General features: G+C 68.8%; 18 protein-coding genes. 4 read left to right on the top strand and 14 right to left on the bottom strand.

Going from position 1 to position 20,774, the window contains the following annotated elements:
* The first annotated feature begins 27 nt into the window (after window positions 1-27).
* A complete protein-coding gene (locus tag BM436_RS29685) occupies window positions 28-393 on the top strand; it encodes a Wadjet anti-phage system protein JetD domain-containing protein (protein WP_093559608.1) in 366 nt (121 codons plus the stop codon).
* An 89-nt stretch (window positions 394-482) separates the two neighbouring features.
* Here the strand turns inward: BM436_RS29685 and BM436_RS29680 are convergent, their stop codons facing one another.
* Window positions 483-1,526 carry a bifunctional nicotinamide-nucleotide adenylyltransferase/Nudix hydroxylase gene (locus tag BM436_RS29680; RefSeq protein WP_093559606.1) on the bottom strand — a complete coding sequence of 348 codons (1,044 nt, stop codon included), beginning with the start codon at window positions 1,524-1,526 and terminating at the stop codon, window positions 483-485.
* Between the two features lie 272 nt (window positions 1,527-1,798).
* Here BM436_RS29680 and BM436_RS29675 point away from each other — a divergent pair, with 272 nt between their 5' ends.
* A complete protein-coding gene (locus BM436_RS29675; RefSeq protein ID WP_093559604.1) occupies window positions 1,799-4,954 on the top strand; it encodes a patatin-like phospholipase family protein in 3,156 nt (1,051 codons plus the stop codon).
* On the opposite strand, the gene BM436_RS29670 is transcribed toward BM436_RS29675, so the two are convergent.
* Genes BM436_RS29670 through BM436_RS29635 form a run of 8 tightly spaced genes read right to left on the bottom strand, consistent with a single transcriptional unit; the run spans window position 4,865 to window position 11,333 of the window.
* Entirely contained in the window at window positions 4,865-6,139 is a 1,275-nt protein-coding gene (locus BM436_RS29670; RefSeq protein WP_093559602.1) for an NAD(P)/FAD-dependent oxidoreductase, read from the bottom strand. The two genes, BM436_RS29675 and BM436_RS29670, sit on opposite strands and share 90 nt — an antisense overlap.
* Complete coding sequence (locus BM436_RS29665; protein WP_093559600.1) at window positions 6,136-6,537, bottom strand: c-type cytochrome; 402 nt, start codon at window positions 6,535-6,537, stop codon at window positions 6,136-6,138. Before BM436_RS29665 ends, BM436_RS29670 begins: the two co-directional genes overlap by 4 nt.
* Window positions 6,538-6,547: 10 nt before the next feature.
* The gene (gene soxA / locus BM436_RS29660) at window positions 6,548-7,315 is read right to left on the bottom strand and encodes a sulfur oxidation c-type cytochrome SoxA (protein ID WP_093559598.1); all 768 of its coding nucleotides are present in this window, start codon (window positions 7,313-7,315) and stop codon (window positions 6,548-6,550) included.
* On the bottom strand, window positions 7,312-7,638 hold the full coding sequence (gene soxZ / locus BM436_RS29655) for a thiosulfate oxidation carrier complex protein SoxZ (protein WP_093559596.1): 327 nt from the start codon (window positions 7,636-7,638) through the stop codon (window positions 7,312-7,314). Before soxZ ends, soxA begins: the two co-directional genes overlap by 4 nt.
* Window positions 7,638-8,171, bottom strand: coding sequence for a SoxY-related AACIE arm protein (locus tag BM436_RS29650; RefSeq protein WP_093559594.1), 534 nt, complete (start codon window positions 8,169-8,171; stop codon window positions 7,638-7,640). Before BM436_RS29650 ends, soxZ begins: the two co-directional genes overlap by 1 nt.
* Window positions 8,168-8,635 (bottom strand): sulfur oxidation c-type cytochrome SoxX, encoded by a 468-nt coding sequence (gene soxX, locus BM436_RS29645; protein WP_218164958.1) that lies wholly within the window; start codon window positions 8,633-8,635, stop codon window positions 8,168-8,170. Before soxX ends, BM436_RS29650 begins: the two co-directional genes overlap by 4 nt.
* A 14-nt stretch (window positions 8,636-8,649) precedes the next feature.
* The gene (locus BM436_RS29640) at window positions 8,650-10,824 is read right to left on the bottom strand and encodes a xanthine dehydrogenase family protein molybdopterin-binding subunit (RefSeq protein ID WP_093559592.1); all 2,175 of its coding nucleotides are present in this window, start codon (window positions 10,822-10,824) and stop codon (window positions 8,650-8,652) included.
* Window positions 10,821-11,333, bottom strand: a complete 513-nt coding sequence (locus BM436_RS29635) for a (2Fe-2S)-binding protein (RefSeq protein WP_093559590.1) — start codon at window positions 11,331-11,333, stop codon at window positions 10,821-10,823. Before BM436_RS29635 ends, BM436_RS29640 begins: the two co-directional genes overlap by 4 nt.
* 153 nt (window positions 11,334-11,486) lie before the next feature.
* Between BM436_RS29635 and BM436_RS29630 the strand changes: the two genes are divergently transcribed.
* Window positions 11,487-12,098 (top strand): OmpW/AlkL family protein, encoded by a 612-nt coding sequence (locus BM436_RS29630; RefSeq protein ID WP_093559588.1) that lies wholly within the window; start codon window positions 11,487-11,489, stop codon window positions 12,096-12,098.
* 1 nt (window position 12,099) lies between these two features.
* Here BM436_RS29630 and BM436_RS29625 read toward each other — a convergent pair whose 3' ends face one another.
* Complete coding sequence (locus BM436_RS29625) at window positions 12,100-12,561, bottom strand: DUF2244 domain-containing protein (protein ID WP_177307608.1); 462 nt, start codon at window positions 12,559-12,561, stop codon at window positions 12,100-12,102.
* A gap of 162 nt (window positions 12,562-12,723) precedes the next feature.
* On the opposite strand from BM436_RS29625, the gene BM436_RS29620 reads away from it, so the two are divergent.
* Window positions 12,724-14,391 carry a methyl-accepting chemotaxis protein gene (locus BM436_RS29620; protein ID WP_093559584.1) on the top strand — a complete coding sequence of 556 codons (1,668 nt, stop codon included), beginning with the start codon at window positions 12,724-12,726 and terminating at the stop codon, window positions 14,389-14,391.
* 26 nt (window positions 14,392-14,417) lie between these two features.
* Here BM436_RS29620 and BM436_RS29615 read toward each other — a convergent pair whose 3' ends face one another.
* Genes BM436_RS29615 through BM436_RS29600 form a run of 4 tightly spaced genes read right to left on the bottom strand, consistent with a single transcriptional unit; the run spans window position 14,418 to window position 20,670 of the window.
* A complete protein-coding gene (locus BM436_RS29615; protein ID WP_093559582.1) occupies window positions 14,418-15,608 on the bottom strand; it encodes a hybrid sensor histidine kinase/response regulator in 1,191 nt (396 codons plus the stop codon).
* Window positions 15,608-16,213, bottom strand: coding sequence for a chemotaxis protein CheB (locus BM436_RS29610; protein ID WP_093559580.1), 606 nt, complete (start codon window positions 16,211-16,213; stop codon window positions 15,608-15,610). The genes BM436_RS29615 and BM436_RS29610 overlap by 1 nt, the downstream gene beginning before the upstream one ends.
* Window positions 16,210-17,055 carry a CheR family methyltransferase gene (locus BM436_RS29605; protein ID WP_093559578.1) on the bottom strand — a complete coding sequence of 282 codons (846 nt, stop codon included), beginning with the start codon at window positions 17,053-17,055 and terminating at the stop codon, window positions 16,210-16,212. Before BM436_RS29605 ends, BM436_RS29610 begins: the two co-directional genes overlap by 4 nt.
* A gap of 12 nt (window positions 17,056-17,067) precedes the next feature.
* Window positions 17,068-20,670 carry a response regulator gene (locus tag BM436_RS29600; protein WP_218164957.1) on the bottom strand — a complete coding sequence of 1,201 codons (3,603 nt, stop codon included), beginning with the start codon at window positions 20,668-20,670 and terminating at the stop codon, window positions 17,068-17,070.
* Window positions 20,671-20,774: the final 104 nt, after the last annotated feature.

The raw sequence follows: 20,774 nt of genomic DNA, 5'->3' as shown, positions 1-20,774 counted from the left end.
CTCCGCGCGCATAGGGACCGGGCCGGCATGGTATCGGACCGGGGCAACAAAGGAGCCGCTGAGGCCGAATTGCTGGACCTGGCGCTGGAACCGTCCGCCGTTGAAGCCGAGTTCGCCGGCGCCGGCCAGTTCAACGCCCGCTACGGCTTCCGCGACAAGCCGGCGCGCATCCGCTTCCGCGTGCTGGACGACGCCCTCGCCATCCTGCCCGGCGCGCGGCAGGCCGACATCGCCCTCGACGCCGCCAGTTTCGCCGCGCTATCGCCGGCGGCCACGCAAGTGTTCATCACCGAAAACGAAATCAACTTCCTCGCGTTCCCGCCGGTGGCGGGCAGCCTGGTCGTGTTCGGCGCCGGCTACGGCTGGCTCGAGCAAGCCCTGCACGCTACATAACTTATCAAACAAACATCGGTGTCAGGCGCGACATTCGGACAAATGTCCGAATGTCGCGCCTGACACCGATGTTATTGTGGCAACTATCTTTACTCGGGCAGGCGCAGGAAGTGGGCGAGGATGTGGAAGTGGTCGTCGTAGAGACGGTCTTCCAGCGACGCCAGCTGCGCGACCGGCACCCATGCCGCCAGCGCGGCGTCGTCGGCGCCTTTCACTTCGGGCAGGTGGTCGAGCCGCAGGTTGAAGTGGTGGGCGTGCGTGATGGTGCGGCCGCGCTGGCTGCGGTCGGGGTGGTCGAACACCCGCACGTCCTCCAGCGCGTCCTCCAGCGTGGACGTCAGCAGCGATAGGCCGGTTTCCTCTTGCAGCTCGCGGATCGCCCCGGCCAGCACGCGCTCGCGCTGCTCGAGGTAGCCGCCGGGGATCGCCCACAGGCCCTTGCCGGGCGCCGCGCCGCGCTGCACCAGCAGCACGTGGCCGGCCGTCTCCACCACCGCGTCCACCGTGCTGAAGATGGGCGGATATGGCGCGCGGGCCCACTCGGCCTTGTATTTGGCGATGGCGGCGTGTTCCTCGGCCAGCCGCGCGTGGTGCGGCAGCAGCGTCCACGCCTTCAGGTAGTGGCGCACCGCGAGCGGCACTTCGCTGGCGATGGCTTCCAGCGTCACCGCCATGTCCTCGGTCTCGAACAGCGCGCGGCGCAGCGCGGTGGCGTCGGCGCTGTCGTCGCGCGCCACGGCGACCAGGTGCCATTGCGGGAAGTGGTTGAGGTAGTAGCTGGAGTCGTCCTTGAAGTGGCCGACCAGCGCGATCTGCGCGCCCTCGCCCGCCAGCGCCTCCACCCGCAGTTGCACGGCGGCGCTCCATTTCTGGTCGTCGTAGTAGTCGCGGATGGGCAGGAAGGTCACGCGCCCGCGCTCCTCTTCGCTCAGCGTCACGCCTATCATCGCGGCGCGCTCGTCGGCGGTGAAAGGGTTCTTCGCGCTGCGCGCGTGGAACGACGAGCCGAGCACGATGGCCGCCCTGGGCGCGCTGGCCAGGGCCTTGCGCAGCAGCGCGGCGTGGCCGTTGTGGAAGGGCTGGAAGCGGCCGATCAGGACGGCGAGCTGGAGGTCGGGGCGGGTGTCTGTCATGGTCGTGATCCTGTTTCGGCGCGCTCTCCGGTGCGCACGCCATCGCGCTCAGGATACGCTCAACAACGCGGGACACGGCGTTCCCATGGCGCGGCGGACCCGACCCGTATTGCGCTGGCGAAAGAGACCGCCGCCGCCGGCGTGGACGATACGCCACAACCGGAACTCCGCGCGCGGCGATTGGTCGAATAGTTGGGCTTTGTGACAATGTGTGTATATCCATTTAACAAATCCGCACTAACTTGAAAACTGCCGCCCCGCCTGGAGACGCCATGGCCATCGACTTCGACTGGATACCGCCGCACGTGCTGGACGAGGAGTTGCGCAACGTCGCCCTGCGCCGCGCCATGCAGCTCAAGGACGGCGAGCCGCAGCCCGGCCGCGCGGCGGTGGAGGACAGCCTGGTGGGCCTGGCGCTGTCCGGCGGCGGCATCCGCAGCGCCACCTTCGGCCTGGGCGTGCTGGAGGCGCTCAAGGAGCAGGACCGGCTGCACGGCGTCGACTACCTGTCCACCGTGTCCGGCGGCGGCTACATCGGCGCCTGGCTGAGCGCGAACTGCCAGCGCGCTGCGGACCGCAAGGCGGCCGCCGAGAACAACGAGATCCCCACCCGCATCGCCGGCAACCGCATCTACCGCCAGGCCTACGTGGAGGCCGGCATGGACTGGCTCTCCAAGGCCGCCAACTGGCGCGAATCGGTGGCCCACCTGCGCAGCTACTCCAACTACCTGTCGCCCAATTTCGGCATCTTCAGCGCGGACTCGTGGACCATGCTGACCACCTGGATCCGCAACGCGCTGCTGGTGCAGGTCACCGTCATCCTGTGCATCGCCGCGCTGCTGTTGCTGCCGCGCCTGCTGCACGAGCCCTTCCTGGCCTGGCCCACCGTGGGTCCGTGGCGCTGGGTCACGGTGGTGCTGTTCGTGACCGCCGTTTCCGGCATCGCCGCCAACCACTGGCGCCTGACCACGCGGCGCGACGTCAGCTACCTGCGCGCCCGCGAATGGGCGCTGGGGCTCACCTGCTCCTACCTTTGCCTGGTGGCGCTGGGCTTCATCTGCGCGCTGTACGGCTACGATCCATTCGAGGACCGGGTGAACAGCCTGTGGGTGTCCGTGCTGGCGGCCATACCGGCCGTGTTCGCGGGACTGTTCATGCTGCCGGTGGGGGTGCGGCTGGCCGGGCCGCTGATGCACGCGGCGCGCCACATCATCCCGGGCTGGATCACCACCCGCACGCCGCGCCGCATCGACTACGGCCAGGGCCTGACGCAGGCGCTGGTGATCGTGCCGCTGATGCTCACCTCCTACTTCCTGGCCGCCGTCATGTGGGGCCTCACCACGGGCGCGCACCAGGCCACGGCGCTGCGCGGCTTTGCCACCTTCGGCCAGTTCCTCACCCAGGGCTGGCGCTACTGGCCGTTCCCGCTGGCCATCACCTTCGTGGCGCTGTGGCCGCTGTCCTACTTTTCCCGCATTCCGCAAAAGCGCAGCCTGTGGGCGGCGCTGCTGGCGCCGATTCCCGCCATGCTGGTGCTGCACGCGCTGCTCAGCGCCATCATGCTGTTGATGCACAAGTGGGCCGCGCTGCCGGACCAGGGCGGCTTCAACCAGGGCGCGCACTACGCGGTGGTGTGGGGGCCGGCGCTGGTGCTGTACGCGTTCTCGCTGACCATCGTGGTGCAGATGGGGATGATGGGCCGCCGCTCGCCCGAGGGCATACGCGAATGGTGGTCGCGCCTGGGCGCGTGGATGCTGGTGTACGGCGCGGCGTGGATGCTGGTGGCGGTGGCCGCCATCTTCGGCCCGCTGTGGCTGGCCATGGCGCTGGACAGCAACTGGCTGAGCTGGTCCGCCCTCGGCACCTGGGTCAGCGGCACGCTGGCCGGCCTGCTGGCGGGGAACGCGGCCAGCACCCGCACCCTGAAGGGCACGGAGGGCGAGATCACCAACAAGGGCAAGGCGCTGAACGCGGTCGCCATCGTCGGCCCGTATGTGTTCATCGGCGGGCTGGTGGTCGGCATTTCCGCGCTGCTGCACCTGATCCTGCTGCACGTCGCCTACGACAGCTGCTGCTCGCTGAGGGACATCCAGCGCTACTACTGGCTGGACATGGAGTATCCGCGCGCGGCGATGGTGCAGGGCATCCTGGCGGGCGTGCTGGCCGCCGCCGCCGTGTTCGGCTGGCGGGTGGACATCAACGTCTTCAACCTCAATTCCTTCTACCGCGGCCGGCTGTCGCGCTGCTACCTGGGCGCCTCGCGCTTCGTGCCGCGCGAGCGCTCGCCGCAGCGCTTCACGCTGTTCGACGACGAGGACGACCTGCCGATGCCGGCGCTGGCCGGCGAGGGGCTCACGCCCACCACCGGGCCGCAGCGGGCACCGGCCGGGCCGCTGCACATCGTCAGCTGCGCGCTGAACCTGGGCGGATCGAGCGACCTGTCGCTGCACGCGCGCCACGCGGCCTCGTTCTCGATGACGCCCTACCAGGCCGGCAGCGGCTACTACATCCGCACCGACTGCGGCGGCTACCAGCCGCTGGGCTACCGCGCCATGGCGCACTATTGCGGCAGCAAGGCGCGGCCCACCTTGGCGCAGGCGATCTCCGTGTCCGGCGCGGCGGCCAGCCCCAACATGGGCTACCACACCTCGCCCGGCACCGCCTTCCTGCTCACCATGTTCAACGTGCGGCTGGGATGGTGGTTCCCCAATCCCAAGCTGGCCCACATCACGCGGCCCTCGCCGCAGTTCAGCGTGCGCTACCTGGTGAAGGAGCTGTTCGGCGCGGCCGAGGCCAAGTCCAACTACCTGATGATCTCGGACGGCGGCCACTTCGAGAACCTGGCCGCGTACGAGCTGATACGGCGCAAGTGCCGCGTCGTCATCGTCAGCGACGCCGAGTGCGACCGCTACTTCCGCTTCGAGGGCCTGGGCCGGCTGATACGCATGTGCGAGATCGACTTCGGCGTGAAGCTGGAGTTGGACGTGAGCGAGGTCATCGGCGACAACGCCTCGCGCTGGGGGCGGCGCCGCTTCGCCGTCGGCAGGATCGACTACGGCGACGGCCATTTCGGCGTGTTCATCTACCTGAAGGCCTCCATGACAGGCAAGGAGGAGACCTCGGTGCTGCAGTACAAATCGCTGCACGAGGCCTTCCCGCACGAGCCCACCGGCGACCAGTTTTACGGCGAGGACCAGTTCGAGAGCTACCGCCACCTGGGCCGCGACATCGCGCGCTCGCTGTTCGGCGAGGTGGCGCAATACCGCGGCCTGGTGGCGGCCGCCGAGGCGCTGCAGCGCAAGTACCACACGCACGGGCAGCAGCCGCCCGCGCCGTCGTCAGGCCAGCGTGTCGGCCCAAATATTGCGCGCCCAGCTCATCGCGTACACGCCCTCCGTTTCGTTCGCGGCGGCCGATACGCCTCCTGAGCCGGGCACCACCAGCAGCGTCTTCCTGTCCGCGTCGTAGGCGTGCACCGAGGCGACGTGGATCACGTCGCGGTCGGAGACGAAGCTGTAGCAGGTGTTGGTCAGCATGGGCTTGGGTTCCGGCGCGCGGCCGGACAGCAGGTCCACCACGGCGGCGGCGCACACCTTGGCGTGCTGGTTGGCCATGTGGGCCGACTTGGGCATCAGCGGCGAAACCTGGATGGCGTCGCCCAGCACGTGGATGTGCCTCGCGGCGGTGGATTCGAAGGTGACGAAGTCCACCCCGCACCAGCGGCCGTTGGCGTTGGCCAGGCCGGCGTCCACGGCGATGGCGCCCGCGCCCTGCGGCGGCACCACGTTCAGCACGTCGGCCCGCACGCGGTCGCCCAGTTCGGAGATGGCGGTGTTGGCGCCGGCGTCGATGTCCGCCGTGCGGAAGCTGGGGCGGTAGTCGATGATGCCGGCGTAGCGGTCCTTCCAGATCTTCTTGAACAGCGCGCCCTTGGAGACCACGTCCTCGTTGGCGTCCAGCAGCAGCACCTTGGATTTCGGCTTGCTGCGGCTGAAGTAGTGGGCCACCTGGCATGCGCGTTCATAGGGGCCGGGAGGGCAGCGGTATGGCGCCGGGGGCACCGTCATGGCGTAGACGCCGCCGTCCGGCATGGCCTCCAGTTGCGCGCGCAGGGCGGTGGTCTGCGGACCGGCCTTCCAGGCGTGCAGGATACGGTCGCGCGCGCCGGGCGCCCGCATGCCGGGGAGCTGGTTCCACAGGAATTCGATGCCGGGGGAGAGGATCAGGCGGTCGTAGGGGAGCGTGGCGCCGCTGGCCAGCTTGACGGTGCGCTTTTCGGCGTCGATGGCGACCGCCGTGTCGCGCAGCAGGCGCACGCCGTGCTTGCGCGCGAGGCCGTCGTGGCCGAGCGTGAGGTCGGCCAGTTGCATGGAGCCGCCCAGCACGAGGTTGGAGAGCGGGCAGGAGATGAAGCTGGGGTTGGGGTCGACCAGCGTGACGTCGATGCCGCCGTCGCTCCACATGCGGACGTATTTCGCGGCCGTGGCGCCGCCGTAGCCGCCGCCCACCACAACCACCCGCGGCCTGGCCTGGCCGGTGAAGGAGGCGCAGCCGCCGAGCGAGGCGAGCGCGATGCCGCCGCCGGCCGTTTGCAGGAACTGGCGGCGCTTCATGGCTGGCTCCCTGCGCTGACCAAAACCAGAGGCGTACCCCTGGGGACAGACCCAACGGGTCTGTCCCCGGCATCTGCCGTTGGTTTGATGGATGGGACCGGTTGTCCGGCGAAGAAGGCCGCCAGCTGCGCCAGCTGCTCGTCCGTGTACCCCTTGGCGATCTGCGTCATGATGGTCGCGCTGCGGGTGCCGGCCTTGTAGGCCAGCAGCGACGCGAGCAGCGTCTCCTTCGGCTGCCCCGCCAGCGGCGGCAGCGCGTTGCCCAGCGTGGCGCCGTTGGTGCCGTGGCACGCCGCGCAATTGGCCGCGAGCCGCGCGCCCGGCGGCGGGGTCTCGGCGGCGCCAACCTGCGCGGCGCACGCCAGCGCCAGCAACGAAATCAACAATCTTGCTTGCATATCGCCTCCCTCAAGGACGGACGCCCGGCGTTTCCAGCGGCATGCCGTGGGCGCGCAGGGCGAGATAAGCTTCCAGGTCCACCAGTTCCTGCGCGCCGAAAGCCGGCACCTCCGCGCGCACGCCGCTCATGCAGTTGCGCAGGCGCCGCTGCAGCGATCCCATGGCCTGCCATTCCAGGCGGTAGATCGGATAGGCGTTCGCATGCCCCTGGGGGATGGTGGCGCCGGCCAGCTTGCGGCCCCAGTTGTCGTCGTGGCACTGGGCGCAGGACAAATTCAGCTGGCCTATTCGCCGCGTGTACAGCTGGCGGCCCCGCTCGGCGGCCGCCCTGGTGCCGGGGTCGCGGGGCGGCGCCATGGGCATGCCGCGCGACTGCATGGCCACGTGGCTTTCGAGGCTGAGCAGGTCGTCGCTCTCGGGTTTGAGCGCGGGCGCCTGCTGCGCGCCCTGGCGGCACATGTCGATGCGCTGGCCCAGCGTGATGGCCTTGCCGGCGGCGCGGTCGAAGGCGGGATAGCGCGCCGCCACGCCGCGCATGCTGGTCCTGGCGTCGCCGTGGCAGCTGGCGCAGGAGCGGTCGGCCTTGCCGGCCTTGGCGTTCCACAGGGCCTCGCCGCCCTGTATCCACAGCATGGCGGGGTTTTGCGTGTCGTCGCGCTGCATGGCCTGGGTGGAGGGGCTCATGAAGTCCGCGCCGGATTTGCGGGGTGATGGTTCCGCGCCGTGGACGGCGCCGGCAAGGACGCCTATCAGCGCGGCGGCCGAGAGGCGCCTCATGGCGCGTCCACCGCGATCGGCATCTTCTCCGTCTGCGCGAAGCCGCTGTCGCCCTGCCAGCTGAATTCCAGCGTGCCGCTCTCCGTGGCCACGGTGTGGAACGCGATGTAGGGGTTGGCGGAAACCGCCGGATGCAATTCGGCGCTGAACACCACCTCGCCGTTGTAGCGGCAGGTGAACCGCGTGAGGATGTCGCGCGGCAGCAGCTTGCCGTCCGCGCCGGGGCGGTAGCCGGTTTCCATCGGATGCCCGATCAGCGCGCGGATCTCGATCACCTCGCCCTTGCGCGCCGTGGCCGGCATGTGTATCAGCGCCCGCGCCATCACATGGCCTCCCCTTCGATGCAGGCCGCCAGCGCGACGATCACGTCCGCCGTCTGCTGCCAGTGGCTGCCGTCGCTCAGGCGCGCGATGGCGACCAGCTTCTGCGACGTGGCGAGCCGGATGCGGGTGGACACTTCCGCCTTGCCGCTGCGCGCCGTCAGCGTGAAGCGCGCGATGTCGGTTTCCGGGTTGCGCTCGTTGAAGATGGCGATGGCCGTCACGTGGTCGGCGGCGGTCATCGGGCTCTCGACGCGGATGGTGACGGGGACGGCGTTGCCGTTGTCGATCAGTTTGGCGATGTCGAAGGTGACTTTGCCGGTTTTCGGCGAGTCGCCGCCGGTGAAGGCGGCGATGGCGGCGCGCAGCTCCTCCGGCGTGGCGGAGGCGGGGCGGACCAGCGCCAGCAACGGCAGCGCCGCCGCCGCGCGCAGCAGGCCACGCCGCTTGGCCGCGCCGCCGCCGCCATCAGCGCCATCCACGCCGCGCCTGCGGGCCGCTCGCGGGGCCGGACTATCATCCACACTGGTTTTCATGGCGCCGCTCCCGGTTGTGCGCGCAGGGTTTGCAGATAGGCGACCACGTCCTCGATCTGCTGCGCGGTGAGGATGGTCTTGCCTTTAAAGTTGGCGCCCACTTTTTCCAGGCCGTCGGTCTTGTAGTAGGACGGCATGATGGTGGCGGGGTTCATGCTGCCGGCGTCCACCAGGCGCTGGCGCAACTGCGCGGCGGTGGAGCGGTCACCCGCCCCGGCCAAGTCCGGCGCCAGGTCGCCCTGGAAGCGCTCCTCCGGAATCGGGCCGGTGTGGCACAGCAGGCACAGGCCCACCTGCCGGTTCGCGACGATGGCGCGTCCCCGCGCCGCGTCGCCCGCCGCCGCGCCGGGCAGCGGCACCGACATCGCCCCGCCATCGGCCGCCCGGACCTGCGCCGCCTGCGCTACCAACGTCATTCCCGCGCTGGCGGGAATCCAAGTCAGCCAGACCAGCCACTTGCGCATGACGGTCTCCCGCTCTACGCCTTCTTCAGGCTCTGATCCTTCAACGGCAAGTTCCGTATGCGCTTGCCGGTGGCGGCGAAGATCGCGTTCAGCACCGCCGGCGCGGCCACCGCGATGGTCGGCTCGCCCACCCCGCCCCAGAAGCCGCCGGACGCCACGACGATGGTCTCCACCTTCGGCATCTCGTCCATCTTCAGCGGCACATAGGTGTCGAAGTTGGTCTGCTCGACGCGGCCGTCCTTGAGCGTGCACTCGCCGTGCAGCGCGGCGGACAGGCCATAAACAAACGACCCCTCCACCTGCGCCTCGATCTGCTGCGGATTCACCGCATGTCCCGGGTCCGTGGCCGCGACAATGCGGTGGATCTTCAGCTTGCCCGTCTTGCTGACGGAAACCTCCGCGCAAGCCGCCACATAGCTGCCGAAGCCCATGGTCTGCGCCAGCCCGCGGAACACGCCCTTGGGCGCCGGCTTGCCCCATCCCGCCTTCGCGGCCACCGCGTTCAGCACGGCCAGGTGCTTGGGATGATTGACCATCAGCTTGCGGCGCAGGGCCAGCGGGTCCTGCTTGGTGGCGTGCGCCACCTCGTCCAGGAAGCACTCCAGGTAGATCGTGTTCTGGTTCAGGTTCACGCCGCGCCAGAAGCCCGCCGGCACCGGCGGATTGCGCATGGCGTGGTCGATCAGCAGGTTGGGGAAGCTGTAGCCTATCGACGCCTCCGGTCCCGGCGCGTTCAGGCCCTGGAACACGGCCGGGTCCTTGCCGTCCTTGAGCGTCTGCCCCAGCGACGCCAGGATGGACTGCCCCGAGATGCGCATGTGCAGGCCGGTGATTTCGCCCTTCTCGTCCAGCCCCGCCGTCAGCTTGCACTGCGTGACGGGATGGTAGCGGCCATGCTGCATGTCCTCCTCCCGGGTCCACAGCAGCTTGACCGGGACGCCCGGCATCTCCTTGGCGATGGCCACCGCCTGGCGCACCCAATCGTGCGTGGCGCCGCGCCGGCCGAAGCCGCCGCCCAGGTGCATCTTGTACACCTCGCACTTGGCCGGCGGCAGGCCGGCCGCCTCGGACGCGGCGGCCAGCGCCGCCTCGCCGTTCTGCGTCGGCGTCCAGACTTCACAGCGCTCCGGCGTCCACTTCACGGTGGCGTTGCAGACCTCCATGGTCGCGTGGTTCTGGTAGGGATAGGAATACACCGCCTCCACCTTGCGCCTGGACGAGGCGATGGCCGCCCTGGCGTCGCCGTTGCTGTTGCCCACCACGCCCTCGGGCGCGTCCAGCCCCTCCTTCAGCATGGCCGCGATGTCCGCGCTGGAGAGCTTGGCGTTCGGGCCCTCGTCCCACACGATGGGCAACGCGTCGAGCGCGGTGCGCGCGCGCCACCAGGTGTCCGCCACCACGGCCACGGCGCTGTCGCCCACCTGCACCACCTTTTTCACGCCCGGCTTGCCGGCGATGGCGGCGGCGTCGAAGCTCTTCACCTTGCCGCCGAAGACCGGGCAATCCTTGATCGCCGCGTTCAGCATGCCGGGCATCTTGATGTCCATGCCGTACACCTGCGCGCCGGTGGTCTTGTCCACCGTGTCCAGGCGCGCCAGGCGCTTGCCGGCCAGCTTCCAGTCCTTCGGGTCCTTCAGCGCCACCTCGGCGGGCGGCGTCAGCTTGCCGGCGGCGGCGGCCACCTTGCCATAGGTGACCGTGCGGCCGGACGGCGTGTGCGTGATCACGCTGTTCGCGGCGCGGCACTCGGCGGCGGGCACCTTCCATTCATCGGCGGCGGCCTGCACCAGCATCATGCGCGCGGTGGCGCCGCCCTTGCGCACGTATTCGTTGGACTCGCGTATGCCCCGGCTGCCGCCGGTGGAGAAGCTGCCCCACACGCGCTTGCGCGCCAGGTTCTGGCCGGGCGACGGGTACTCGGTCTTCACTTTGGCCCAATCCGCATCCAGCTCCTCGGCCACCAGCTGCGCCAGGCCGGTCAGCGTGCCCTGCCCCATCTCGGAGCGGGCGATGCGAATCACGACGGTGTCGTCCGGCTTCACCACCACCCAGGCGTTGACCTCGGGCGGGATGCCGTCCTGCGCCAGCGCCTCGAAGGGAATCGCGAACGGCACCACCAGGCCGCCCAACGCCAGCGTGGAACCCTTGAGGAAGGAGCGGCGCGAGGCCGAGGTCTCTACGCGGCTCATGCCTTGCTCCCGGTCTGCGGGTTCACGTGCTGGATGGCCAGGCCGGCCGATTTCGGATCGCCGCCCTTGGCCACCACCTTGATGGCGGCGCGCACGCGGTTGTAGGTGCCGCATCGGCAGATGTTGGTCATGGCCGCGTCGATGTCGGCATCGGTGGCCTTCGGCTTCCGCTTGAGCAGCGCGGCGGCCGCCATGATCATGCCGGACTGGCAAAAGCCGCACTGCGGCACGTCCAGCGCCGCCCAGGCCTTCTGCACCGGGTGCGAGCCGTCCTTGGACAGGCCCTCGATGGTGGTGATCTTCTGCTTGGCGGTGAGCGCCGAGATGGGCATCACGCAGCTGCGCGTGGCCTCGCCGTCGATGTGCACCGTGCAGGCGCCGCATTGCGCGACGCCGCAGCCGTACTTGGTGCCCGTCAGTCCCAGCTGCTCGCGCAGCACCCATAGCAGCGGCGTGTCGCCCTCCGCCTCGAATTCCAAAACCGAACCATTGACGTGAAGCTGAGCCATGCTGTCTCCTGAGAGTGGGATTTACCGGGGTCAAGCGCGGATCATGTTACACCTCTTGTGGTCATTCTGAAACTTTTGACTTGTATCAAAGTTTTTCTTGATCCCCCTCAATACACTGCCCTCATTCGACAACGACAAGCAAAGAGGAAGTGTATGAAGCATCCAATCGCCGCCGCCATCCTGGCCACCGCCGGTCTGTTCTCCACCATCGCGTACGCGCAGTCCACGCCCTGGCTGCTGCGGGTGCGCGCGGTGCACATCGACCCGGCCGACAAGTCCGATCCGGTGGGCGGCGCTGGCGCGGCGGACCGCATCGCCGTCAGCGACAAGGTCATCCCCGAGGTGGACGTCTCCTACTTCCTCACGCCGTCCCTGGCGGCCGAACTGGTGCTGACCTATCCGCAGCGGCACACGGTCTATCTGGATGGCAAATCGATCGGCACCTTCCGCCACCTGCCGCCCACGCTGCTGGCGCAATACCATTTCGCGCCCGGCGCGGCGTTCAGCCCTTACCTGGGCGCGGGCGTGAACTGGACCACGTTCTCCAGCAACCGCCTGCTGAACGGCGGCGCCAGCCTGGAGCATGACAGCCTCGGCCTGGCGCTGCAGGCGGGCGCGGACTACAAGCTGGACGGGAACTGGTCGCTGAACTTCGACGTGAAGAAACTGCGGCTCCGCAGCGACGTGCTGATCGGCGGCGCAAAGGCCAGCCGCGCCAGGGTCGATCCGGTGCTGATCGCGCTGGGCGCGGGCTACCGCTTCTGAATCAACTGAACATGCCGCCGCGCAGCTCGCCCTGCAGCTCGCGGGCGAACTGGCGGCGCTGGGCCTCCATCGCGTAGCAGCCGATTTCCAGCTTCACGCCCCTGGCCTCCAGGCCGATCAATTCCCCGCCCCGCCGCGGCACCGCCACGCGGGTGAAGTAGGGATCGAGCTCGGTCTGGACCACCTTGCCGGCGCAAACCCGCTCCACCAGCAGGCAGCCGCGCGTCAGCACCACGTGTTCGTAGTCGGTGGCGTGGCGCGCGTAGTAGAGGAAGGCGAAGGTGACGGCCGCCATCTCGACGGCGGTGAAGAACAGCACCTGCCACACGCCCTGCAGCAGGAACACGGCGGCGACCGTGAAGGACAGCGCGCACAGCAGCGCGTACGCCACCGCCGTCTGGCGTGGCGACAGTGAACAGTTACGCCGTAATATCCACTCGCGTTTATCGATATCGCGCTGCACGCCGTGTCCTCCCTTCAAACCATTTTACAGCCGCCCCGGCCCGCCGCGTTGCTACACCGCGACAATGCGCATATCCCCAATAGCCGGCGCGACCAAATGCGCCGACCATGTTGGGTTTTGCGGAACAATGGCCACCAATAAAACACCATCGATGGGGAAAACATGGCACTTGCGAATATAAGAATAGGCGCCCGGCTGGGACTGGGCTTCGGAATCGTGCTGACGCTGCTGACGGCGATGATGTTGCTGGGCCTGGGCTCCATGGCGCGCATCGGCAACCGCGCGCAGGACGTCATCGGGGACAAGAACGTCAAGATCGCGGCGGCCAACACCATGGTGGACAACGTGAGCGCCATCTCGCTGGCGCTCACCACCATGGTGGTGGTGCCAAGCACGCCGCAGGTGAACGCGGAACTGGCGAAGATCGCCGAGGCCCGCAAGCGCTATGGCGCGGCCAAGGAGCTGTTGACGAAGAAGCTCTCCGACGACAGGGAAAAACAGCTGCTGGCGGCGGTGGACGCGGCGCTGAAGGCCGGCGCGGCCAAGAACGACGCGCTGGTCAAGCTGCGCCAGGACGGCGAGGTGCAGGACGCGACCGAGTACCTGCTGAAGGAAAGCGGCCCGGCGCTGGCGGCGGTGCTGAAGGCGCTGGAGGACTTCGTCGCCTACGAGAACAAGCTGGCCACGGACGCGGGCCGCGACGTGGACGAGGTGTACGACCACGCGCTGTGGATGCAGCTGACCCTGGGCACCATCGCCATGGGCATGGGCATCGGCGTGGCGTGGTTCATCACGCGCTCCATCACCACCCCGCTGAACCGCGCGGTGGCGGTGGCCGAGACGGTGGCCTCCGGCGACCTCACTTCCCATATCGACACCGGCGGCACGGATGAAACGGCCCGCCTGCTGCAGGCGCTGAAACGGATGAACGACAGCCTGCTCGACGTGGTCGGCCAGGTGCGCACGGGTTCGGACGCGATCACCACCTCGTCCGGCGAGATCGCCGCCGGCAACATGGACCTGTCCTCGCGCACCGAGCAGCAGGCCGGCTCGCTGGAGGAGACCGTGTCGTCGATGGAGGAACTCACGGCCACCGTCAAGCAAAACGCGGACAACGCGCGCCAGGCCAACACGCTGGCCGTGTCGGCGTCCGAGGTGGCGGGCAAGGGCGGCGCGCTGGTGGCGCGGGTGGTGGACACCATGGGCGCCATCAACCATTCGTCCGGCAGGATATCGGACATCATCGGCGTCATCGACGGCATCGCCTTCCAGACCAATATCCTGGCGCTGAACGCGGCGGTGGAGGCGGCGCGCGCCGGCGAGCAGGGCCGCGGCTTCGCCGTGGTGGCCTCCGAGGTGCGCAACCTGGCGCAGCGCTCGGCCTCGGCCGCCAAGGAGATCAAGACGCTGATCGACGCCTCCGTGGCCAATGTGGACGCGGGCTCCAAGCTGGTGAACGACGCCGGACAGACCATGGGCGACATCGTGGACAGCATCCGCCGCGTGACCGACATCATGGGCGAGATCACTTCGGCCAGCCAGGAACAGACGGAGGGCATCGGGCGGATCAACACGGCTATCTCGCAGATGGACGCGGTGACGCAGCAGAACGCGACGCTGGTGGAACAGGCGGCGGCCGCGTCGCAGAGCATGCAGGAGCAGGCGGCGAACCTGGAGAAGGTGGTGGGCTTCTTCAAGACGGGCGGGTGGACGCCGGCGCAAGCGCCCGCGCCGGCGCGGCGCCCCGTGGCCGCAGCCAGGCCGGCGCGCACGGTGGTGGCGGTGGCGCCCAGGACGCAGGCCGTCGAGGAGGAGTGGGAAGAGTTTTAACCCTGCCGAACCACGGTTTTACGACGTCACACGGGCGCGGGAAGGCGCGGCAGGGCCAGGGTGAACACCGCGCCGCCGTCCGGCGCGCCGGCCACCGTCAGCGTCCCCTGGTGCGCCTCGGCCAGCTGGCGCGAGATGTACAGGCCCAGGCCCAGGCCCTGCGGCATGTGCTTGTCCACGCCGCGCTCGAAGGGCTCGAAGATGCGCTCGGCCAGTTCGGCGCTCACGCCGTCGCCATGGTCGCGCACCGTGATCCGCGCCTCGCGCTGGTCCGCCTCCATCGCCACCGCCACCGGCTTGCCGGCCCCGTAGCGCAGCGCGTTGGTCAGCAGGTTGACGATCACCTGCTCGATGCGGAACTCGTCCCACCAGCCGCCGGCCGCCCCCGCCACCTCCAGCGATATCCGGCAGCCCGCGTCGTCCGCCTGCCGCGACAGGTCGCCCACCACGCGCCGCAGCAGCTCGCCCAGCTCCGTCCACCCCAGCCGTATCGACAGCTTGCCGCTGCGGATGCGCGAGACGTCGAGCATGTCGTCGATCAGCCTGATCATGCTCTGGATCTGGCGGTCGTCGCGCGCCACCATTTTCTTCCACACCTCGGGCGGGAACACGCCCTGCTGGCCGCGCTCGATCTGCATCTTGCGCATCTGCGTTTCCAGGAACAGCGTGTTGAGCGGCGTGCGCAGCTCGTGCGCCACCATGGACATGAACTCGTCCCGCATGCGCAGCGCGCGGCGCAAATCCTCCTGCGCCTCGTTCAGCGCGCGCAGCGTGGCCTCCTGCTCCCGGCGCGCCTGTTCCAGCGCCTCCACCTGGCGCTGCGTCTCCTGCCGCTGCCGGTGCAGCGCCACGAACACGTTGACCTTGCTCTTGACCATGTCCGTGTCCAGCGGCTTGTAGAGGAAGTCCACCGCGCCCGCCTCGTAGCCCTTGAAGGCGTAATTGAGCTCCTTGCCCGCCGCGCTGACGAAGACGATGGGGATGTGCCGCGTCTTCTCCGTGCCGCGCATCAGCTCCGCCAGCTCGAATCCGTCCATGCCGGGCATCTGCACGTCCAGGATGGCCAGTGCGAAGTCGTGCTCGAGCAGCAGCGCCAGCGCCTCCTCGCCGGAGGCGGCCTGGTACACCACCCGCTCGTCGTCGCGGATGACGGCGTTCAGCGCCCGCAGGTTTTCCGGCAGGTCGTCCACGATCAGCAGCTTGCTACGGTCCGGCATCAGCGCGTCTCCAGCATCGTCAATAAACCGCGTATCTCGCGCAGCGGCAGGATCAGGTCCGGCGCGCGCAGCTTGATGGCCTCCCTCGGCATCACCGGCACCTGCGCCTCGTGCGGGTCCTGCACCACCGTCAGCCCGCCGGCCGCGCCGATCGCCGCCAGGCCGGCCGCGCCGTCGTGGTTGGCGCCCGTGAGCAGGATGCCGACCAGCGCGTCGCCGTACACGTCGGCGGCCGACTGCATCGCGTAGTCGATGGCGGGCCGGGTGAAGATGTGCAGCGGCTCGCAGCTCAGCGAGAACGTCGCGTCGGCCTCCAGCGACAGGTGGTAGTCGGCCGGCGCGAAGTACACGCTGCCCGGCGCCACCTCGTCCTTGTCCATGGCCTCGCGCACCGGCGCGTCCAGGCGCGCGGCGAACAGCTCGGCCAGCTGGCTGGGCCGCCCGCGCAGCATGTGCACCACCACCACCACGGGCACCGGCACGTCCCGGGGCAGGCCGGGCAGGATTTCCAGCAGCGCCGACACGCCGCCGGCCGAGGCGCCGATCACCACCGCCTCGAAGGTGCGTCCATCCAGCACATCGCCCAGGGAGGTGAGCACGCTCATGACAGTTTCCTGAACAGGCGCTCGCGCTTGACCACCGGCTCGAAGCGCGGACCGTAGGCGGAGAAGTCGATGCTCTCCTTGCTGCCCAGGCCCAGGAAGCCGCGGTGGCACAGGGACTCGTGGAACAGGCCGAAGGCGCGCTCCTGCAGCTTCTTCTTAAAGTAGATCATCACGTTGCGGCAGCTGATCAGCTGCGTCTCGGCGAACACGCTGTCGGTGGCCAGGCTGTGGTCCGCGAACGTGACGTTCTCGCTCAGCGAGCGGTCGAACAGCGCCGCGTTGTAGGCGGCCGTGTAGTAGTCCGAGAACGCGCGCTTGCCGCCGGCGGCCTGGTAATTGGCCGTGTACTCGCGCATGCTCTCCAGCGGGTACACGCCCTTCTTCGCCTTTTCCAGCGATGCCGGGTTGATGTCGGTGGCGTAGATGATGCTGCGCTCCAGCAGCCCCTCCTCCTTCAGCAGGATGGCCAGCGAATACACCTCCTCGCCGGTGCTGCAGCCCGCCACCCAGATCTTCAGCGACGGGTAGGTGGACAGCACCGGCATCACGTGCTCGCGCAGCGCGGCGTAGTAGCCCGGGTCGCGGAACATCTCGGTGACGGGGATGGTGAGGTATTGCAGCAGTTGCGAGAACGCGGCCGGCTCGTGCAGCACCCGCGATTGCAGCGTCGAGATGGTGTCGCAGCCCATTTCGCGCATGGCGTGCAGTACGCGGCGCTTCTGCGAGGCGCCGGTGTAGTCGCGGAAGTCGTAGCTGTATTTGAGGTAGATGGCCTCCACCAGCATGGACAGTTCGATGTCGGCGCTGCTATGGAGGGTGCGCGGTTTGCCGGGGGCTTGCATATCGCGTCGTCCTCACATGCGCTCGGCGTTCGGCATCCACACCCGCAGCAGCGAGTACAGGCGCGACAGGTCGATGGGCTTGGCCAGGTAGTCGTTGGCGCCGGCCGCAAGGCACTGTTCCTGGTCGTCCCTCATGGCCTTGGCGGTGATGGTGATGATGGGCAGGCGGTTGTGGCGGCCGTCGGCGCGGATGCGGCGCGTCGCCTCCAGGCCGTCCATCACCGGCATCATCACGTCCATCAGCACCAGGTCCACCTCCGGCACGGCGTTCAGCTTGTCGATGGCCTCCACGCCGTTGCGGGCGATCTCCACGATGGCGCCCTTCTGCTCCAGCGCGCTGGTGAGGGCGAAGATGTTGCGCACGTCGTCGTCCACCAGCAGGATGCGGCGGCTCTCGAACACGCGGTCGCGGCTGCGCACCGTCTTCAGCATGCTCTGGCGCTCGCTGGACAGCTGCGACTCCACCTTGTGCAGGAACAGCGTGACCTCGTCCAGCAGGCGCTCGGGCGAACGGGCGCCCTTGATGATGATGGAGCGCGAGTACTTGTGCAGGTCCGCCTCCTCGGCGCGGGTGAGGTTGCGGCCGGTGTAGACGATCACCGGCGGGAAGGAGGCGATTTCCTCGCTGGACATGCGCTTGAGCAGCTCGCCGCCCTCCATGTCCGGCAGCTTGAGGTCGATGATCATGCAGTCGAAGATGGTGGCGCGCAGCAGCGCCAGGGCCTCCTCGCCCGATTCCACGGCGGTGATCTCGATGTCCTCGTCAGAGATCAGCCGCACCACGCTCTCGCGCTGGCGGGCGTCGTCCTCCACCAGCAGCAGGCGCTTGATCTTCTGGGTGAACTTGTCCTCCAGCTTGCGGAACACCTGCTCCAGCTGCTCGCGCGTGGCCGGCTTGAGCGCGAAGCCGATCGCCCCCATGTGCAGCGCCGCCTCGCCGGAGTCGGACGCGGACACCACGTGCACCGGGATGTGGCGGGTATTTGGATTGTCCTTCAGCAGCTGCAGCACGGACAGGCCGGAGCGGTCCGGCAGGCGGATGTCGAGCAGGATGGCGTCCGGACGGTATTGCTCGGCCAGCTGCAGGCCCTCGTCGGCCGCGAAGGCCACCAGGCAGCGGTAGCCCATCTCGCGCGCCAGGTCGTACAGGATGCGGGCGAAGGCAGGTTCGTCCTCGACCACCAGTACCAGGCGGTCCGGCGGCGGCGCGGCGTCGCGGTCGTCGTCGAAGGCGCGCGGGAAGGCGGATGCGTCGGGCGGGCCGTCGGTGGCGCCCGTGGCGCCTGTGGCGCCGGTCGCGCCGGTGACGACTCCACCGGCGTTCGCGGCGGGCATGGAGGACCGGGCCCCGTGGCTGGCCGCGTGGCTGCCCGCGTGACTGGCCGCGTGGCCGTCCCCCGCCGAACCCGCGCCGGCGCGCTGGCCGGTGGCATGCCCTCCCACGGCGCCCGCCTCCACGCCATGGGCCGGCGTGGCCCACTGCACCGGCAGCGTCAAGGTGAAGGTGCTGCCCTTGCCCAGCTCACTGCGCAGGCCAATGGCGCCGCCCAGCAGCCGCGCCAGGTCGCGCGAGATCGACAGGCCCAAGCCCGTGCCGCCATAACGGCGGCTGGTGGTGCCGTCGGCCTGCTGGAAGGCGCCGAAGATGGTCTCGTGCTGGTCGCCCCGCACGCCGATGCCGGTGTCGCTCACATCGAAACGCAGTTCGCCCGCGCCGCCGCTGGACACCGCCAGCGCGACCTGGCCGGCGTCCGTGAACTTGATGGCGTTCGACAGCAGGTTTTTCAGGACCTGCTCCAGGCGCTGGCGGTCGGTGTAGATGGTGTCCGGCAGGTCCGGCGCCAGCTCCAGCCGGAAATCGAGATGCTTGTGCCTGGCCATGGGCTCGAAGGTGTGCGCCAGGCTGGTCATCACGGACTGCAGGTTCAGCTCCTCGGGCGACAGTTCCAGCTTGCCCGCCTCCACCTTGGAGATGTCCAGGATGTCGTTGATCAGGTTGAGCAGGTCGTTGCCGGCCGAGTAGATGGTCTGCGCGAAGCGCACCTGCTCCTCGTTCAGGTTGCCCTGCGCGTTCTCGGACAGCAGCTTGGCCAGGATCAGCGAGCTGTTGAGCGGAGTGCGCAGCTCGTGCGACATATTGGCCAGGAACTGCGACTTGTACTGACTGGCCCGTTCCAGGTCCACCGCGCGCTCCTCCAGCTGCTGCTGCACCTCGCCCAGTTCCGCGTTGCGCTGGTCCAGCACCACCGCCTGTTCCGACAGCTGCTCGTTGGTCTGCTCCAGTTCCGCCTTCTGGTTCTCCAGGCTGGCCTGCGACTCCTCCAGCACGCGCGACTGCTCCTCCAGCTCCTCGTTGGCGGTGCGCAGTTCCTCCTGCTGCACCTGCAATTCCTCGTTCAACTGCTGCGTCTCGGCCAGCACCTCGGCGATGCGCTGGCGCGCCAGCGTGGCCTCGATGGCGGTGCCGATATTGCTGGCCACCAGCGCCAGGAATTCGTACTCGCGCTGGCCGAGCGGGCGCAGGAAGCCCAGCTCCACCACGCCGTTCACCACGCCGTCGCTCTCCACTGGCAGCAGCGTCACGTGGCGCGGCTTGGCCGCGCCGATGCCGGAGCTGACCTTCACGTAGTCCTCCGGCACCTCCTCCAGGCGCAGCAGGCGGCGCTGCTCGGCGGCCTGCCACACCAGGCCCTCGCCGGCGCGCACCACCTCGTCGCGCTGCTGGTCCAGGCTGCTGTAGCCGTAGGAGGCGGCGCGGCGCAGGGTGCCGTCCGGCTCGCGCACGTACAGCGCGCCGACCACCGCGTCCACATAACGCGACATGAAGCGCAGCAGCACGTCCGACAGCTGCGGCAAGGCCATCTGGCCCATGCCCTGCTCGGCCAGCTGCGTCTGGCCGGCGCGCAGCCAAGCCTGGGCCTGCAGGCGCTCGGCGTGTTCGGTCTGTTCGCGCAGCGCCGCGTCGTAGGTGTCGGACAGGCGCCGCATGTCGCGCCGTCCCGAATACGCCAGCGCCCCGCCCACCAGCAGGCTGATGAGCAGGAAACCGGCCACCGACCAAGTGGTGATCGAGCGCGCCTCGGCGCTGCGCTGCGCCAGCAAGGCGTGCTCGGTGGCGAGGAAGGCCTGGAACAGCGCGCGCACCTCGTCGAACTCCAGCTTGCCGCGGCCGCTCTTGACCAGGGACATGTAGTCGCCGCCGTTTCGGCGCAGGTCGATCACGCTCTGCGCATAGCGGTCCCACTGCTCCTGCTGGGCGGCGATGTTGCGCAGGCGCTCGAGCTGGCCCGCGTTGTCGGCCACCATCTCCCGCAGCAGGGCCAGGCTGGTCTGTATCCGCGGCTTGGCCAGCTGGTAGGACGCCAGGTAGGTCTCGTCGCCGGTCAGCGCGAAACCGCGCATGCCCGATTCCATGTCCACCGTCAGCTTGGACACCTGGTTGGCCTGGCCGATGACGCGCTCGGTGTGCTCCACCCAGTTCAGCATGTTGAGCAAATACAGCAGGATGGCGATGAACACGACCACGTTGATCACGCCGGCCGCCAGCGGCAGCGTCACATTGCGGTTGAGGATGCGGCGGAAATCGAGGTCGTCCTGCTTGTTGAGGCCGTTCATGTGATAGGCGGGGCAAGATGGCTAAGAGAATGCAAGTTTAGCCCAAATGCAAGCGCGTAAAGATGAGCTGCGGGCAATCGTGCGCCGCGCGTGCCGCGGGCCAT

It is taken from the genome of Pseudoduganella namucuonensis (genome assembly GCF_900116645.1).
GTDB classification, from domain to species: Bacteria; Pseudomonadota; Gammaproteobacteria; order Burkholderiales; family Burkholderiaceae_D; genus Rugamonas; species Rugamonas namucuonensis.
The sequence above is the reverse complement of the archived record's forward strand: the minus strand, read 5'-3'. Positions and strand labels throughout refer to the sequence as shown.

Excerpts from the sequence above, each read along its gene's own strand:
- BM436_RS29670 (WP_093559602.1), bottom strand. The coding sequence starts at position 6,139 with ATGAAGCGCCGCCAGTTCCTGCAAACGGCCGGCGGCGGCATCGCGCTC.
- BM436_RS29650 (WP_093559594.1), bottom strand. The coding sequence starts at position 8,171 with ATGAAAACCAGTGTGGATGATAGTCCGGCCCCGCGAGCGGCCCGCAGG.
- soxA (WP_093559598.1), bottom strand. The coding sequence starts at position 7,315 with ATGAGGCGCCTCTCGGCCGCCGCGCTGATAGGCGTCCTTGCCGGCGCC.
- BM436_RS29630 (WP_093559588.1), top strand. The coding sequence starts at position 11,487 with ATGAAGCATCCAATCGCCGCCGCCATCCTGGCCACCGCCGGTCTGTTC.
- BM436_RS29685 (WP_093559608.1), top strand. The coding sequence starts at position 28 with ATGGTATCGGACCGGGGCAACAAAGGAGCCGCTGAGGCCGAATTGCTG.
- BM436_RS29675 (WP_093559604.1), top strand. The coding sequence starts at position 1,799 with ATGGCCATCGACTTCGACTGGATACCGCCGCACGTGCTGGACGAGGAG.
- BM436_RS29620 (WP_093559584.1), top strand. The coding sequence starts at position 12,724 with ATGGCACTTGCGAATATAAGAATAGGCGCCCGGCTGGGACTGGGCTTC.
- soxX (WP_218164958.1), bottom strand. The coding sequence starts at position 8,635 with ATGCGCAAGTGGCTGGTCTGGCTGACTTGGATTCCCGCCAGCGCGGGA.
- BM436_RS29665 (WP_093559600.1), bottom strand. The coding sequence starts at position 6,537 with ATGCAAGCAAGATTGTTGATTTCGTTGCTGGCGCTGGCGTGCGCCGCG.
- BM436_RS29680 (WP_093559606.1), bottom strand. The coding sequence starts at position 1,526 with ATGACAGACACCCGCCCCGACCTCCAGCTCGCCGTCCTGATCGGCCGC.
- BM436_RS29600 (WP_218164957.1), bottom strand. The coding sequence starts at position 20,670 with ATGAACGGCCTCAACAAGCAGGACGACCTCGATTTCCGCCGCATCCTC.
- BM436_RS29610 (WP_093559580.1), bottom strand. The coding sequence starts at position 16,213 with ATGAGCGTGCTCACCTCCCTGGGCGATGTGCTGGATGGACGCACCTTC.
- BM436_RS29635 (WP_093559590.1), bottom strand. The coding sequence starts at position 11,333 with ATGGCTCAGCTTCACGTCAATGGTTCGGTTTTGGAATTCGAGGCGGAG.
- BM436_RS29605 (WP_093559578.1), bottom strand. The coding sequence starts at position 17,055 with ATGCAAGCCCCCGGCAAACCGCGCACCCTCCATAGCAGCGCCGACATC.
- BM436_RS29615 (WP_093559582.1), bottom strand. The coding sequence starts at position 15,608 with ATGCCGGACCGTAGCAAGCTGCTGATCGTGGACGACCTGCCGGAAAAC.
- BM436_RS29640 (WP_093559592.1), bottom strand. The coding sequence starts at position 10,824 with ATGAGCCGCGTAGAGACCTCGGCCTCGCGCCGCTCCTTCCTCAAGGGT.
- soxZ (WP_093559596.1), bottom strand. The coding sequence starts at position 7,638 with ATGGCGCGGGCGCTGATACACATGCCGGCCACGGCGCGCAAGGGCGAG.